The organism is Bacillus sp. AFS073361 (assembly GCF_002567005.1).
In the GTDB taxonomy this organism is placed as follows: Bacteria; Bacillota; Bacilli; order Bacillales; family Cytobacillaceae; genus Neobacillus.
Genome location: NZ_NUZU01000037.1, coordinates 1 through 16494, shown reverse-complemented (window position 1 = coordinate 16494; position 16494 = coordinate 1). Strand labels below are relative to the sequence as shown.

The 16494-nt window shown below is 36.3% G+C and carries 15 protein-coding genes and 2 pseudogenes; 5 read left to right on the top strand and 12 right to left on the bottom strand.

Annotation, left to right across the window (positions count from 1 at the left end):
- Positions 1 to 145: 145 nt before the first annotated feature.
- From COJ96_RS17705 to COJ96_RS17685, 5 genes are all read right to left on the bottom strand, one after another.
- Positions 146 to 334, bottom strand: a complete 189-nt coding sequence (locus tag COJ96_RS17705; protein ID WP_098575133.1) for a hypothetical protein — start codon at positions 332 to 334, stop codon at positions 146 to 148.
- Positions 335 to 593: 259 nt separating this feature from the next.
- A complete protein-coding gene (locus tag COJ96_RS17700) occupies positions 594 to 1301 on the bottom strand; it encodes a hypothetical protein (protein WP_098575132.1) in 708 nt (235 codons plus the stop codon).
- A gap of 17 nt (positions 1302 to 1318) precedes the next feature.
- Positions 1319 to 2473 (bottom strand): ParM/StbA family protein, encoded by a 1155-nt coding sequence (locus COJ96_RS17695; RefSeq protein ID WP_098575131.1) that lies wholly within the window; start codon positions 2471 to 2473, stop codon positions 1319 to 1321.
- A gap of 219 nt (positions 2474 to 2692) precedes the next feature.
- Positions 2693 to 2875, bottom strand: coding sequence for a Fur-regulated basic protein FbpA (locus COJ96_RS17690; protein ID WP_098575130.1), 183 nt, complete (start codon positions 2873 to 2875; stop codon positions 2693 to 2695).
- A 227-nt stretch (positions 2876 to 3102) separates the two neighbouring features.
- The gene (locus COJ96_RS17685; protein WP_098575129.1) at positions 3103 to 3852 is read right to left on the bottom strand and encodes a DeoR/GlpR family DNA-binding transcription regulator; all 750 of its coding nucleotides are present in this window, start codon (positions 3850 to 3852) and stop codon (positions 3103 to 3105) included.
- 236 nt (positions 3853 to 4088) lie between these two features.
- Here COJ96_RS17685 and tkt point away from each other — a divergent pair, with 236 nt between their 5' ends.
- The gene (gene tkt, locus COJ96_RS17680; protein WP_098575128.1) at positions 4089 to 6077 is read left to right on the top strand and encodes a transketolase; all 1989 of its coding nucleotides are present in this window, start codon (positions 4089 to 4091) and stop codon (positions 6075 to 6077) included.
- A gap of 23 nt (positions 6078 to 6100) precedes the next feature.
- Positions 6101 to 6769, top strand: a complete 669-nt coding sequence (fsa, locus tag COJ96_RS17675) for a fructose-6-phosphate aldolase (protein WP_098575127.1) — start codon at positions 6101 to 6103, stop codon at positions 6767 to 6769.
- Positions 6770 to 6858: 89 nt separating this feature from the next.
- Here fsa and COJ96_RS17670 read toward each other — a convergent pair whose 3' ends face one another.
- The 3 genes and pseudogenes from COJ96_RS17670 to COJ96_RS17660 all read right to left on the bottom strand — a co-directional run bounded on the left by COJ96_RS17670 (position 6859) and on the right by COJ96_RS17660 (position 10490).
- Complete coding sequence (locus COJ96_RS17670) at positions 6859 to 7668, bottom strand: VOC family protein (protein WP_098575126.1); 810 nt, start codon at positions 7666 to 7668, stop codon at positions 6859 to 6861.
- 80 nt (positions 7669 to 7748) lie between these two features.
- Positions 7749 to 8936 (bottom strand): aminotransferase-like domain-containing protein, encoded by a 1188-nt coding sequence (locus COJ96_RS17665; protein WP_098575125.1) that lies wholly within the window; start codon positions 8934 to 8936, stop codon positions 7749 to 7751.
- 164 nt (positions 8937 to 9100) lie between these two features.
- Positions 9101 to 10490: pseudogene (locus COJ96_RS17660) on the bottom strand (aminotransferase-like domain-containing protein).
- Between the two features lie 243 nt (positions 10491 to 10733).
- Between COJ96_RS17660 and COJ96_RS28755 the strand changes: the two are divergent.
- From COJ96_RS28755 to COJ96_RS17645, 3 genes are all read left to right on the top strand, one after another.
- Complete coding sequence (locus tag COJ96_RS28755) at positions 10734 to 10880, top strand: hypothetical protein (RefSeq protein ID WP_180230167.1); 147 nt, start codon at positions 10734 to 10736, stop codon at positions 10878 to 10880.
- Between the two features lie 718 nt (positions 10881 to 11598).
- A complete protein-coding gene (locus COJ96_RS17650) occupies positions 11599 to 12045 on the top strand; it encodes a MarR family winged helix-turn-helix transcriptional regulator (protein ID WP_098575123.1) in 447 nt (148 codons plus the stop codon).
- A gap of 234 nt (positions 12046 to 12279) precedes the next feature.
- The gene (locus COJ96_RS17645; RefSeq protein ID WP_098575122.1) at positions 12280 to 12765 is read left to right on the top strand and encodes an ArsI/CadI family heavy metal resistance metalloenzyme; all 486 of its coding nucleotides are present in this window, start codon (positions 12280 to 12282) and stop codon (positions 12763 to 12765) included.
- 130 nt (positions 12766 to 12895) lie between these two features.
- On the opposite strand, the gene arsC is transcribed toward COJ96_RS17645, so the two are convergent.
- The 4 genes and pseudogenes from arsC to COJ96_RS17625 all read right to left on the bottom strand — a co-directional run.
- Positions 12896 to 13318 (bottom strand): arsenate reductase (thioredoxin), encoded by a 423-nt coding sequence (arsC, locus tag COJ96_RS17640; protein WP_098575121.1) that lies wholly within the window; start codon positions 13316 to 13318, stop codon positions 12896 to 12898.
- A gap of 24 nt (positions 13319 to 13342) precedes the next feature.
- Positions 13343 to 14398, bottom strand: coding sequence for an ACR3 family arsenite efflux transporter (arsB, locus tag COJ96_RS17635; RefSeq protein WP_098575120.1), 1056 nt, complete (start codon positions 14396 to 14398; stop codon positions 13343 to 13345).
- 25 nt (positions 14399 to 14423) lie between these two features.
- Positions 14424 to 14771, bottom strand: coding sequence for an ArsR/SmtB family transcription factor (locus COJ96_RS17630; protein ID WP_098575119.1), 348 nt, complete (start codon positions 14769 to 14771; stop codon positions 14424 to 14426).
- Positions 14772 to 15706: 935 nt separating this feature from the next.
- Positions 15707 to 16032, bottom strand: a pseudogene (locus tag COJ96_RS17625) (IS110 family transposase); the annotation flags it as partial.
- Positions 16033 to 16494 lie beyond the last annotated feature (462 nt).

Genomic DNA, 16494 nt, shown 5'->3' with positions numbered 1-16494 from the left:
CAATTACCAAAAAAAAAAGGTTTGGGCCTTTAGCACATTGGGGTGCAAGAAACCCAAACCTCTTATAAACTTAATAATCTGGCAGTCTTCAAATGGTGACATTGCAATGCTACAGAGACACTATTAAAGTCAACGATATCATATTCTAAGTAATTCGAATTCTACCAACTCTTCTATTTCGATTAGGATGTTTATTACTCATTGCTCCTTGAGATTTAGGAATACCTGGAAGTGATATGAGGCCAGCCTTAAACAGGGTATACCCGATAAATGTAGCATAGATCGTGCTTCCGATCAGAAACCAGATAAGTCTTCTGCCAACATTGCGTAACATATTTTCACCTCTTTAACCTCTAATTGGTGATAAATATGATGAAATCATCTTTTTTATGTCGTCTTATTCAACTCTGCCATCCTTATTCACTTCCGAGAATTCCAGGAAATTACTTAAACTTAATAGTTAGGATGAGGGAGGAGACTTTTACTTTTCCCCACCAAATCGAAGCTTCAATAAAAAACCATACATAAACAGGGAAACCATAATACCCATCATTTAAAAAAAGTAGTGGAACATCGTCCCGCTACTTCATATTTTAAAAATCCATATCTATAATCTCTTTAATTGTCCCTGTAACTCGATCACTTTCGAGCAATTGACCTTCTTTCAAATCGTTCACTTCATTAGCTTGTTCCACAACGGCCGTTGTGTTACTTGGATTTGCAGTATCAACTGGACGAACAATAAGTTCACTTTTAAGTCTATTAATTTCATTTAATAACTCGCTGCGAAGGGATTTTAACAACGTTTGGAATTGATCCTTATCTAACTTTTGCTCACCAAGTTTTGTTACAAAATCCTGTAACTCGTTTGTTTGAACGGACCCGACCCCAGTTCTGCCAACATCGAAACGGGAGGCAAATTCTTGTTTAAGTTGGTTGATCTTAGCTAAAAACTCTTCACGAAGTGTATCTATTGTCTCTTCTTTTTCAAATTTATTCATATCCTTCTCAACAAGCTTTGTTAGATAATCCTCCAGTTCATTTGCTTGGGCTTTTTGCTCAAGAAATGAATACACTTTTGGAGAGATTTTCGAAGTTTTTAATGTCAACCCTACATGTTCGTTTTTACTTACTGACTCCATCTTCATTAATCTGAACACATCCGTTTGGAGATTAGCAGCCGTTAAAAAAAAGTTTGAGAGAGCGTAAAATGGTGCAAACATCTGTGCACCCAGATGGGAATCCCTATTGTTTACTCCGGAAGCGGACTTATCACCAAGAAGATGATCTTTGTTGCTCATACGTTCTTCTCCCCTTCTTATGCGAAAACAGCGTTTGTTTCATGCCTGCTTAGAATTTCTAGTCCATACAAATTTAACTTTCTTGAATCAGGTAGGAATAGATGATTTTGCTCTCTAATTTCGACGCCATACCTTGTATCAATCGATTCCTCGATGAAGCGTTTAAGAATCCCTGCGATTCCACCTATATAAACATATTTATAAACTTTATCTTTAGGAGATGGGAAAGTGTTTTCAATTTTCGTTAATAATATTTGCGTGTACTCTCTTAATGACTCATGGATTTGCTCTGTAAGATCAACTTTTTTACCACTATTTCCATCCTGTTGCTCCATTTTTGTTTTCTCGATTGTTTTAATAATGAATTCTTCTAGCGAGCGAACATCCTCAAAATACTCAAGTAACTTTTCACTTCTCAGTTTATCGATATGCTTTAAGTACGAAATGTCAGCAAAACAGTTTAATGAATCCCTGCTCTTAGGAGCTTGAAGTCCGGCTTGAAGCAAAGCAAGATCAACAGTCCCTCCCCCTAAATCGACAATTAGGGTTTCATAATTATTAAATGAATTGGCTTCCTCACGATCTTGCAAATCAAAATCTTTTTTAATTGCCCAACGAGCAACTTCGCTTTCAATCCGGCATTTGCTAGTTTCGACGTGAATGGAAATAACTCTTTCAAATCCTGGAGTTAAAATCGCTACTTGGTGCTCCCCTTCAAATCGGCTGGCCATTTTATTCTGCATATCACTGAACTTGTTCGTTTTCTTAAGTAACCAAATTGGAAGCATGGTTGAAAAATAATTAATGTTCACTCTATTATCTTCTTGACCATTCCCTTTTAATACATTGTAATAGGCCACTGAAGCCAGGAACATCACGTAAGGAATCTCAGATTCTGTTTTATCATGAAGCTTGTTGATATGAATATTTCCTAACACCTGCTTTTCCGCTGAATCGCCCACCAGATAATATTTCTCTACACCGTCTATCTTAGTTGAAATGAGCATATTTTGAAGAAGGTATTGGGGATCATTAAAAGTAGACGGATAGTGGCCGTCTGCCTTTTCCTTCGTTATTTCTACGACATTTGTAGGAACCTCAAAATAATAACCATCTACAAGGGTTTGAAAGATAGAATTACCAAAATCGACATTTTGACGTTTTATATCCATTATTTCTCCTCTTTTCATGCTTTTTCCTGATATTAAGTATATATTCTTCTCTTCCATTTGTCTAAATATGTTAATAGTTTTTTAGATTTTGAAAATTTAATATGAATGCTTTTGTAATGGTTTTAAATTCCTGCCTTGAAAAATATAAAAAAGACTGCAGGTGCGGAAACACCATACAGTCTTAGACAATTAACATTCCTTCATACAAGCTAGACTATTTTAAACCCATTGAATTGAGCCGAACTCACCATGTGGATGGTTTTGTAATTTAAATTTCCTATACTCATATTCTAATTTCGATAATGGAAATTTATAAAGCTGTTGATCATCTTTATTATATACATTTAAAAAAATTAGTTTATTGATAAGTTTGTTCCGCTTTTTTTCATCATTTTTTCTCATCATAAACACTCCTTCTGTTTTCAACAAACTTCCCTTGCTTCCATCAACTTTAAATTCAGTCTGATTAAATTTTTTATTAGATTAATAATATTATAAACCCAATAATTCCTATCTGTAAAGTATGAATTAAAAAAATAATGAAGGCACTATCATCCTGACAGTACCTTGGGGATTTCCATTTATTTGAGACAGGGGTCAATTTGTAAATTGGTTGGCTTAAACTAAAGTCAAATGATTTCAATATCGAATTCCATGTATTTATTTAAATTATGACTTAATGGACCGTCTTCGGTAATTAAGTAATCAAGTTCTGAAACAGGACCAACCAAGTAATTGGAAATCGTATTAAGTTTACTTCTTGTAACCAGGGTTGCGATCTTATTTGAACTTTTAATCATCTGACGTTTAGCATAAGACTCTTCTATATGAGGAATGCTGATACCAAAGTCAGGGTGCAAAGAATACACTCCTAAAAAACAGAGATCGGCTCTAATATTTTTAAGCACTTCAATAACATCTAATCCTACAGTCACAAAAGATTCTTTAAAAAAGGTTCCTCCCAAAAGGATGATATCAATATTTGGATGTTTGGATAATGCCAAACTAATAGAGGGACTATTCGTAATAACGGTCCCTTTAAACTCTAGTGGAATTTCTTGAGCCAGAAAAAGATTGGTTGTGCTTCCATCTATTAAAAGAACTTGTCCATCTTTAATTATTTTCACTGCTTTTAAGGCTAATTCTTTTTTTGCATCTATATTTTCTTCCGTTCTTTCAGAAAATGTTAAAGCGCTCGCAGATGCAGGAAATGCCCCGCCGTGTACTCTCTTGAGAAGACCTAATGAATCCATTTCCCTTAAATCTCGTCTAATTGTGTCCTCGGATACATCCCATTTCATGCTTAATTCTTTAGCAACGACTTTCCCTTCTTTTTCAAGTATTTGTAAAATCTTGCTTTGTCGTTCTTTTCTCAGCATAACAATGATCAGCCTCCGTGTTTTTGCATGTTTTTTCTTATATTATATTATTTTTTCTTGAATTCACAAATTTTTTTTAAAAACAGGCAAAGTTATTCTTGTTTTTTCTTGTTTTTAAAGATAGAATATTCACGAATAAGAAAAAACTTGCGTTAAAATGCAAAAGCAAGAAATTCTTTGAGGCAAGTAAACAAACCAATTATTTAAAATCATATGAATAAAGAGGAGGAAAAATGATGAATAATAGTATCGAAACACTAGCTGTAAATACGATTCGCACCTTATCAATTGACGCGATCAATAGTGCTAATTCCGGTCATCCAGGCCTGCCTATGGGGGCTGCTCCAATGGCCTATGCACTTTGGGCGAATCATCTAAATCATAATTCTGCAAATGCAAAATGGTTTAATCGAGATCGTTTTATTCTTTCTGCCGGACACGGCTCTAGCTTGTTGTATAGTTTGCTTCATTTAGCTGGGTACAATGTATCTTTAGAAGATTTAAAAAGTTTTAGAAAACTTAATAGCAAAACACCTGGTCATCCAGAATTTGGTCACACAGACGGTGTTGAAGCAACAACTGGGCCATTAGGGCAAGGGATTGCAAATGCAGTAGGAATGGCGATGGCTGAAGCGCATTTAGCTGCAAAATTCAATCAAGATGGATATCCTGTCATTGACCATTATACATATGCTTTAGTGGGCGATGGAGATTTAATGGAGGGCGTCTCTTATGAAGCCATGTCAATGGCTGGCCATATGAAACTAGGAAAATTAATTGCATTATATGACTCCAATGATATTTCTTTGGACGGTGAATTAAACCTTTCCTTTTCAGAAGACATACAAAAGAGAACTGAATCCGCTCATTGGCAATATTTACGAGTAGAAGATGGCAATGATGTAGCAGAAATCTCAAATGCTATTACACTAGCTAAACAAAATGTAAACCAACCAACCTTGATCGAAATTAGAACTACGATTGGTTTTGGAAGTCCCAAAGTGGCAGGATCAAACAAGGCACATGGAAATCCACTTGGAGCAGAAGAAGCTCGTGCAACAAAAGAGGTATATGGCTGGCACTATGAAGAGGATTTCTTTGTACCAGAAGAGGTTAAAGCACATTTTGAAGAGCTAAAACAAAGAGGAATGGGTCAAGAAGAACAATGGAATGCATTATTCCAGTCTTATCAAGAGACATATCCTGAATTAGCAAAAGAACTGCAACAAGCCATCACGGGAGAGGTTTTAATTAATGAAGAAGACATCCTGACATTTGAAACAGGTAAAACAATCTCTACTCGTGTAGCCAGCGGAGAAGCTATTAACCATTTTGTCAAATCAGTTCCTTCTATTTTTGGAGGAAGCGCAGATCTTTCTCATTCCACAATGACAGATATCAAGGAAAACGCAGCATTCGCGGTAGAATCATTTAGTGGACGGAATATTTATTTTGGTGTCCGGGAACACGCAATGGGAGCGGCTGGCAATGGTTTAGCTCTTCATGGAGGAGTAAAGCCATTTGTAAGCACATTCTTTGTTTTCAATGATTATCTCAGACCATCCATTCGTCTGGCAGCCTTGCAAAAGCTTCCTGTCACTTATGTATTTACTCATGATTCAATTGCGGTTGGTGAGGATGGTCCAACGCATGAGCCAGTTGAGCAGCTAGCTTCTCTTCGTGCCATCCCAGGGCTAACCGTCATTCGTCCATCAGATGCGAACGAAACAGCAAATGCTTGGGCATATGCACTAAAACAAACAGACGGTCCTGTTGCGATGGTCCTAAGTCGTCAAAACCTTCCTGTGCTCCAAGAAACACAAGCGGGTTTAGACAACCTTTCAAAGGGAGCTTACGTATTAACCCAAACAAATGACCAACCAGAGGTTATCTTAATCGCAACTGGTTCGGAAGTGTCATTAGCCATTAACGCGAAAGCTGAACTTGAAAAAGAAAATGTATCAGTTCGCGTTGTCGCTATGCCAAGCTGGGAACTTTTCGATCGTCAACCGAAGGAGTATAAAGAGCTTGTCCTCCCTGCTTCGATCAAAAAGCGTGTGGCACTCGAAATGGGTATCTCTCTTGGCTGGGAACGCTATGTAGGATTAGAAGGGAAAGTATTATCGATTGAAACTTTCGGTGCTTCAGGAACAGGCGCTGCAGTCATGGAGCTATTTGGATTTACGACTGAAAATGTTGTTCAAACTGCTAAAAGTCTACTATAATCTTAATATGGAGGAAATTTACGATGAAATTATTTATTGATACTGCAAACCTTGTTGATATTAAAAAGGCATATAAAATTGGTGTTTTATCAGGTGTTACAACTAATCCTTCCCTTGTTGCGAAGGAAGGCGTAAAATTCGAAGACCGCATTGAAGAAATCTGCCAAGCAGTTCCAAAAGTAGAGTCTGTTTCCGCTGAGGTAACTCCAGATGCCGTTACAGCTGACGAAATGATTGCTCAAGCTGAGGAGCTTATTAAAATTAACGGCGGAGATGAGAAAATTACAATCAAGCTTCCTATGACTTTAGACGGTTTAGAGGCTTGCCGTTATCTTGCTGATAAAGGCGTTAAAACAAATGTTACGCTTATCTTTACAGTAAACCAAGCGCTATTAGCGGCTCGTGCAGGTGCAACTTATGTATCTCCATTTTTAGGACGCTTAGATGATATTTCCGAAGACGGCGTACAATTAGTATCAAAAGTAGCTGAACTTTTCAACATTCATAATTTCGACACACAAATTATTGCCGCATCTGTTCGTCACCCAGATCATGTTACTCGTGTAGCAATGGCAGGTGCACATATTGCAACGATTCCGTTTTCAGTCATTGAGCAAATTTCAAAACATCCACTTACTAATCAAGGGATGGAAAAATTCGCTGCAGATTGGGAAAATACTCTTAAAAACTAAGTTATAGAAAACACGACAGGTTAATCGCCTGTCGTGTTTTTAATCCCAATTCACTTTTTATGATTAATTTATATAATGGTTTGAATATATTACTGGAACCTCCAACCATTTAACATTTCAAAAAAGTGACTTTGATTCATGTCAGTCAGGTTCACTAAAAAAGGAGTCTCCCCTTTTTCTTTTAATACCTTCGCAGCCGGACCATCTCCAATTGGTGTACAAAATAATAAATTAGTTCCGTTCAACTCTAAAATTCTACAACGTGCATTGGTTTGCGTATCAATATACTCCTTGCCTTGTCTAAGACAAAACAATTTCTTCCAAATTTCTACTGTTTGATCCAAATCATTTACGACAAAACCAACACTTTCCAATTTTGGCTGGCCTAATATGTGTGACCCTATCAGTCTTTGTTCCTCTAATTCCGAATACCTTTCTTCATCTGATTTCTCCCATTGAATAAAAAATGGTAAAGAAACCTTGTTTTCTGCGTATTCAGGGAATAACAATGACCACCTGATTACTTGACCATCAGCACGAACTCTCTCCCCAGTTAGCGGCCCATATACGGTAAGTCCTTCCACTTTAAGTTTGATTGCTAGTTCTTCCATTTGATTTGTTCGGATTGCTATTTTCGCAGGACCTTCCCGACTTTCTTTTGCCAGCTGTCGAACGATTTGCGTAATCAATCGATTTTCATCATGTTTTTCAGCTATTGATACATTCTCAATTCCTAAAAACTCAATATAACTTAATCCAAAATAGGTTAGGGTATTATATGTTCCCCAAGATTCATGTCGCCCACCCTTCACAACATGAAGTCCTCTTTGTTTTAACGCAGAAATAGCTTCCTCTGGTTTCTTAAAAAACCAAACAAGGTGATCAAAGTAAAATTGCATTATTGTACTCCTCTACAAATAAAATAAACTTCAAAAATTGAGTCATAAAGTCTTGTTATTTAATGCCGCCAACCTCTGAATCATAATAGAATTGTTTCCTTTTCTAATTTACGATGAAGTACTTCTCCCATACGCTTCATACCTTCCCTAATTTTCTCTATAGGCATATTCGAATAATTTAAACGTAAAGCATTGTTCTCTGTTCCATTCGGAAAAAATGGCGAACCAGGAACAAACGCAACATTATTTGCCAAACATTCAGCGAATAACTCCCTAGAATCAACAGACTCAGGAAGCTCAACCCAAATAAATAATCCACCTTCTGGCTTACTGTAGGACAAATTCTTTGGGAAAAATTCCTCAATGCAAGATAACATAACTGTACATCTTTCTTTATAAACTGCTTTGATATTATTAATGTGCTCTTCGATATTGTAAAGTTCCAAATATTTTGCTGTAATTCTTTGAGCAAAGCTATCAGTATGTAAATCAGCTGTTTGCTTAAAAGCAACGTACTTTTCAATAAAAGGTTCATCTGCACAAATCCACCCGAGTCGAAGACCGGGAGTAAAAATCTTAGAAAAGGTGCTGATATAAATCACTCTGCCCTCTGTGTCAAAATATTTTACAGGCGGGAGTGTTTCCCCAGCAAATCTAATCGCTCCATAAGGATTATCCTCTACAATCAGTACATCATATTGATTTGCAAGCTCTATCATTTTCTTTCGTCTTTCTAGCTTTAATGTGCGACCTGTAGGGTTTTGGAAATCTGGAATTGTATAGATTAATTTCGTATTAGGATGCTCTTTCAGCTTTTTCTCTAGCTCTTCCATAACCATCCCATCATCATCCATAACTACTTCAACAAATTTGGGATTGTATGACTTGAATGCATTTATTGCTGCAAGGTAGGTTGGGCTTTCACAAATAATCGTATCTCCCTCATTGATAAATATTCTTCTAGTAAGATCGATGGCTTGCTGGGATCCTGATGTGATCAGAATTTTATCAATCGTAGAGTTGATTTTCATACCTTTCATTCTTTGATTAATAGCTTCTCTTAAAGGAATATATCCTTCAGTCGTACTATATTGAAGAGAAGCCGCACCTTCTTCATTCAATACTGCATTGCATGAATTCTTAAGAGCTTCTACAGGGAACAACTCTGGAGCTGGCAGGCCACCTGCAAAAGAGATAACCTCTGGTCTTTCGGTTACTTTTAATATTTCACGTGTCTCAGAAGGTTTTACTAAATTAGTTCTGCAAATTTATTTTCCACTTTTCATCATTCCTTTTTAATAATAACTAACTTCACGTTAGAATACGCTGAATTTTCAGTTACTTTTTCAGAACATCTTAACACACACGCAAAAAAACCATACAACAATATAATTGTATGGCAAACAATATTATGAATGTAAAGCAAATTCAATTAGGTATAATCGTTTAGTAAACCTTTGAGAATGATCAATCCTTGCTTAAGCTCTTCGAGTGTTTCTGTTGCACTTACGGCAATTCTTACAGCACGCTCTGGACAAACTATTTCCAACTACAAAACGTTCCGCCGCAAACACTTGTACCCCATGCTGGGCAGCTACCTTTTCAAATTCCGCACCTGTGATTTTGCCTGGTAATAATAACCAACGAAAAATACCTGTTTCAGTACCTAAACAGGTATAGTCTGACAAATATTGATTTACGACTTGGTTTCTACGAATCGTTTGTTCCCGATGACTCTGAATGATGTTTTCAAATTGATTCGATACAATCGTACGTGCTGACAGTTCTGCTAATAATGGGGAAACCGATATATTAAGATTATAAAGTGCCTTTGAAATTGGCTTCTTGAATCGACTGGACACGGCCACATAGGCTAGGCGTAACCCCGGTGCTATTAATTTCGATAAACTTGCAATATAGATAACCTGTTCTGGAGCAAATGATGCTACTGCTGGAATTGGATTTTCGTTGAGGAGTTGATAGGTTGCATCTTCGATAATGAACTGATCATACTTTTTAGCAATTGCTGCAATCGTTTTTCGATTCTCAACAGACAAACAGGAAGCTGTCGGATTATGATAATCTGGAATCAAATATATGCCTTTAATATTGTCATTTTTACAGGCATATTCAAAGGCATTTGGACTCATTTCATCGTTCTCTGACTTTATCGGGACTATTTGCACACTAAGCATCGCGGCAACCGTTTTTAAGCCAGGGTAGGTATGAGGGTCAGCACCAATACGGTCCCCAGGCTTACAAAGACTTGCCAATGTAGCAGCAATCGCATTTTGACCACCATTTGTAAATAAAATGTGATCAACGGTTGTTTCAAATCCACCTCTTCGGATTAGCTTTTGTGCTGCAACCTTTTGCCAGAGGCTTTCCCCTGTTCGACCATACCCAAACCATTTTGCATAATCAGGCTCTTGCAGCATATTTTTCAGTTGGAGTAGTAGTGGCTCGTATGAAGCATTATCTGGTAGTGTCGCTCCCATTTCAATTAAATACTTCGGCTTTGTATCTTCAAGTAAATACGAATTCGATAACGCATCAAATGATACAAATGTGCCACTTCCCACAGAGGCACTGATCAATCCCTTTAACTCACACATTTTTAATGCTTTTGAAATGGTACTCAAATTTAAATCTAAATAATCGGCCAATTCGCGCTGTGGGGGAAGCTTTGTTCCGGGTAATAAAACACCGTTTAAAATATCCTGTTCCAATTGCCCTGCAAGTGTTTGATAAATTGGCTTTTTTGTTTTATCAATCGATGGCTTCCAGCTCATCGGATAGTTTTCAAACGAATTAATCGGCATGATACGCATCCTTTTTCATACAATTATATGATTGTGTGGTTTATAAAACAATTGCAGGCTCATTAAATCAAATCAATAACCTTATTCCACTCACAAAGTATTGCAACAAGAAAAAAGGATCCTCTCTGCAACCTCTTATCGACAAACACTCATTGGTTTCGTTAAGGCCTCTCCGATTGTGGCCCCTTGCTGTTGATTAATTGGATACGTTTCGGACACTCTAGAAATAGGAGGTGCGTCTTTATGTATTCTTGGATATACTCTCATTTTATAAACACAGGCTGGTTTGTCATCACTGTGTTCTCGATTCCTTTAGTTTTATTAGCTTTTTTATTATACTTTGAGGTAAAACAGCATATGCAAAATAATGACGGTAGTCAAAATCAATAGTACATCGCGTTATTTCTTCCATATCACGCACCATTACCCGCACATATCCGAAATACCGCGTTCATTCTATTATATTCCCCCGGTAGGTATAATGTAATATCCTCAATAATTCCGACAAATAAATGATTTTAAAAAGGATAACGCTTACAACTTAGCGAATATATATATTGAGTTACTAATAAAATACACGGAGGGATGTCTTTTGTTGAACTGCAAAAAATGTGAAAAAGAGTTTTATTTCCAAGTTACGGAAATGAATGTCCCTGGAGGCAAAGTGCGTGAGAATATAAATTGCCCACATTGCGGTGAAACAAATGGCTCAGTTCTAACGAGCGGTGTCGTGTATATTCATAAAATTGAGGAAAACTCTAAGAATTAATTAACTATCGATACTTTACACGACAAATGGGCCCTTGTATATAGGGCTTTCTTTAATTTTTGTACAAATAAAAACGCCATCCACGAGTGAGGAAATGATAACCGATTTTTGGTCTTCCTCCAACGTGGCTATCTTATCTTCAATTCCCTGATTATAAATTTTCAAAATCGATTCTGATCATTTATTGAAGCCAGTCTTGTTCTATATTCCTCTTTCATTACTTTATCCCCTAGATTTTTATCTGCTTACAACCAATATATAAAAAATTTTTAATTTCCAAACAAATATTGGTTGCATTTTGCAAATAATTTGTATATAAATAAATCAGAGGTGAAAAAAATGGAAAACGTGAGAGAATTGTTCCAAGTTATGACAAGGCGATTTGGTCTTTTAAATAAAAACTGTTGTCAAATAGGTGAAACTGAAATTTCTCTTGTACAGAGTCATATCCTTTATGAAATTCTACGTCATGATAAACCTTCCATGCAACAGGTTGCTGATACTCTGGGGATGGATATAACCACTTTTAGTCGCCAAATCCAAACACTAGTAAAGATGGAACTAGTTAAAAAAGCGCCTCTTCCTGATGATAGACGTGTTTCAATACTTACTTTAACTACACAAGGAAATTATGTTGCTGCTAAAATTGATGCGGAAATGAATCAATATTTAAATGAAGTATTTTCACATATGAGCGAATTTGAACGTGAAATGGTTATTAAATCAGTCAAATTACTTAACGAAGCAATGTCAAAATCCACTGTTTGTTGTAAACCATTAATTTGAGCAAGAATCACTTGCTCTTTTAATAAAATAAATACTTGCAAATTGCAAGTATTTGAAAGGAGGGATTATAAAACATTTCTTGAAAAAGTCATAAAGAAATGGACTGAAGGTCGACAGTCATCAAGAGTACAATCAAATTGCTGTAGTTGCACATGTTAAACCGTTGGCTTATTGAATAAATCCAAATCATATTATTGATGATTAATCAAATTAAATTATTAGGAGGAAATTGAAATGAAATATGCACATGTTGGTCTTAATGTTACTAACCTAGAAAAATCCATTGGGTTCTACAGTAAAGTTTTTGGAGTTGATCCAGTTAAAGTAAAGCCTGATTATGCAAAGTTTCTTCTTGAAACACCAGGATTAAACTTTACCCTTAATCTTCAAGATAATGTAAGTGGAAATCAAGTAGGACATTTTGGTATTCAGGTTGAAAGCACAGATGAGGTTATTGCTCACAAGAATAGACTTGAAGCAAATGGTATTCATACACAATACGAAGAAATAAACACTACATGCTGCTATGCTCTCCAAGATAAATTTTGGGTTCTTGACCCAGATGGAAACGAATGGGAGTTTTTCTATACAAAAGCAGATATTGAAGTTAACAGTGAAAATGAATCTTCTTGTTGCACTCCTAAACCGAAAGTTGAAAAAGTGGAGCAGTGTTGTTCAACGGCAACTCAAAGCAAAAATACAACTAATTGCTGTTCTTGAAATACTCTAATGATCTATCAAAGGGTCTCCTTATAGATAGAGACCCTTTTAATAAGGGAATATATAATTAAAGAAAGAGATTTTTTCTTATTTTAAACCTATTAGACTTTCTCCTGGGTATTCAATCCTCTTATTCACCAGTTTCAGCAAAACGCTTAATGCGAACTCCAATTTCATCTCGGACACGTTGGAAGAATGCCCATTTTTCTTCTTCAGTTCCTTCTGCCTTTGCAGGGTCATCAAATCCCCAGTGCACTCGTTTTACATGAGGAGGAGTTACTGGGCAGTTATCTGATGCATGTCCGCATAGCGTGACAACCAGATCAGCATTGTTTAAAATTTCAGGGTCGATGACATCAGATGTTTGGTTTGAAATATCGATTCCAGCTTCTTTCATTGATTTTACAGCATTAGGGTTTAATCCATGAGCTTCAAGCCCAGCACTTTTCACTTCCCACTCATCACTTAGATGCTTTTTAGCCCAACCTTCTGCCATTTGGCTACGACAAGAGTTCCCTGTACATAAGAAGTAAATTGTTTTTTTGTTATCCATAATATTCCACCTTCAGAATTAGTTTTAAGCTGCATGTTCTTTAAAATATTTTCTTTTGAACCACAAAGCCACGTTTACTAAAGCAATCATCACTGGCACTTCTACAAGTGGTCCAATGACTGCTGCAAAAGCTGCACCAGAATGGATACCAAATACACCAACAGCTACCGCAATTGCTAATTCAAAGTTATTACTTCCAGCAGTAAAAGCAAGGGTTGTGGTAACAGGATAACTTGCTCCTATCTTCCTTCCCATGAAAAAGGAAACAAAGAACATAATTACAAAGTAAATTAATAAAGGAATTGCAATACGAACTACGTCTAATGGCAAGCTCACAATAGCGTCCCCTTTTAATGAGAACATAAGGATAATCGTAAAAAGTAATGCAATTAATGTAATAGGACTGATTTTAGGAATAAACACTTTCTCGTACCATCGTCTGCCTTTAGCCTTTACCATTGTAAAACGTGTAATCATTCCAGCTATAAAAGGAATTCCAAGATAAATGAAAACAGATTTAGCCACTTCAATCATCGTAATGTTTACTACTGCCCCCTGTATTCCTATCATTTCAGGGATGATGGTTACAAACACATATGCATAAACAGAGAAGAACAACATTTGGAAAATCGAATTGAATGCCACTAAACCTGCTGCATATTCCGTATCACCCTTTGCAAGATCATTCCATACAATGACCATTGCAATACATCGAGCTAAACCGATCATAATAAGACCTACCATATATTCTGGTTTATCAGGAAGAAAAATAATGGCTAATAAAAACATAAGAACTGGTCCAATGATCCAGTTTTGTACAAGCGATAATACTAATACTTTTACATCTTTAAATACACGCCCTATCTCCTCATAACGAACTTTCGCCAATGGAGGATACATCATTAAAATCAAACCAATGGCAAGTGGAATCGATGTTGTTCCTATCTGCAAGCTGTTCATACTATCGACAAAACCTGGAGAGACAAACCCTAATCCTATTCCGATTGCCATAGCAAGAAAAATCCAAAGTGTTAGGTATCGGTCCAGGAACGATAGACGTTTCTTTTCTGTCTTACTCATTTTCTCACTCCCTAGTTAAATAAAACTAACAACCACATCGGAGTGTGGGATTGTTTTTTTCAATCATTTTGATTTTTTCTGTTTGATCAGGTACATGCTCCAAAATATCTTGTATCATTCCATATACCTCAATTTGTTGATTAAGGGAATAGTAAATCCACTGTCCTCTTCGTTCTTCCTTTACCATTCCAGCATCTTTTAATTTTCGAAGGTGCTGACTAATGGATGGTTGACTCATTTCGAACACTTCAAGAAACTCACAAACACAGCATTCCCGTTGTTTCAACATCGCAACAATGGATAATCTTGTTTTATCCCCTAATAGTTTTAATATGTTTGCTGATCGCTCTATATCAACCACTGATTTCAACATGAAGGACATTTCCCCTTATTTTGATATTGTTCATATGTCATAGTTGCCCTAATAATTGCATAATCTCCTTCAAATCAATATATAACTATTTGCTTATATATTAGTTTTAAATTTAATTAACTTCAAGTGCTTAATTGTAAAGATACTGTAAATATACAAAAGATGCTAACCCCTCTGTTTTATTAGCAGTCATAAATATATTATACATCCAATGTCAGGATATTTGATTCAGTTTTGGATTTCATTTTGCTGCCCTCTCTAATCTTCCCTACTTTCGGCTTAACCTATTTGGGCGAATCTTGGTCTGCATAAAAATCAACCTCCAAAAAATAATTATTTGGAGGTTAAAGGAAACGTTCTCTACAGTCTCGCCAACAGCCCTTCTACAGTCTTGTCAGTAGATAGAGGTGAGACTGTGAAGGAATATGTAAAAACTTTATTCAAAGTAAATCTACAAAGACCCTTGATAAATCAACTTTTATGGCGGGACTGCGTGGGAATCGAACCCACCAGACCTGGCACGCAGGTCTCGAGCAGTTTTGAAGTTTGCTGACACCTGTTTTTCTGGTATCTCCATGTATCTTCAAGTGCTGATAAATCAAGGTTTCTTACTTCCTAGTGTTTTCATGTGTCTTTAATATTAAAAATTTGGGCACCAAGCATGGCACCAAAGCACCAAACCATATTTATTTTGAAATATAAAAAAGGCGCCTTTTTATAATTATCTTTTAGTCATTTAGGTCATCATTGACCATTATGACCTGAAATTAAACTAAAAGAAAACAGGATAATCAGAAATCAAAATATATAATTAGGTGAGCTCAACTCTGTCAAGGTTGTAAAGTGAATCTGATTATCACAGAATCATTTGAAAACGTTGGTATAATAGGCTTATCTTTTACAATTATATGATTCAATCAGAAGTAGTTGGTGGCAAAGGCATCTACGGCATCTGTCTTTACTTTTCTTAAACTTGATCCTCTTGCCTTGTATGAAATCAAGGGGTTGATAATAATTAATAAATAACCTCGTTCTTCCAAATAATGAACGACAGGTGTTTGATAGTGCCCAGTAGCTTCTAGTATGATTGAAGGCTTCTTACCAGACTCTTTTTTCACATCCTCCAGAAACAATACAAGATAACTTAGCCCTTCAACTGTATGAGATACCTTAAACTCTTTCTGAATGGTTTGCCTTTATCTAAAAATGCTTGAACTTGACTTTCGCCTTTTGAAATATCCAGACCAACGACTGGATTCATTCAAAATCCTCCTAAACTAGTAATTTGCCAGTACCCCTAATTCCTCCATGCAGTGTCACAGCTTCGCTTGTTATACGAGATCTAAGTCCCAACCAGCCTAAATCATGTTTCTACAAGTAGGGGGCGAACCGTTTAGCTGACGGGGTCAAAGCCCCACGAGCAGATACGTTCTACCCTGGCTACTGTTATAATAAGACCATAAAAAATAAGGTCAACCAGAAATATTTAGCATTCTGGCTAACCTTATAATACGAACGAAGCAGGTTAGCTTAAGAAGAAGCATTTAAATATCTCCCACTTTTTTACCGATTTATGGTAATGTTAAAGTAGTGAATATTTATGAAGAATTACTATGTAATAGTGATTGTCCTCTTTCAATATTTTATGTCTTTTGTTGGTTTAGTTGTTCTATTTCTTATTTTTCGATATGCCGTTAGGAGCGGGATTTCAGAACGAAATTGG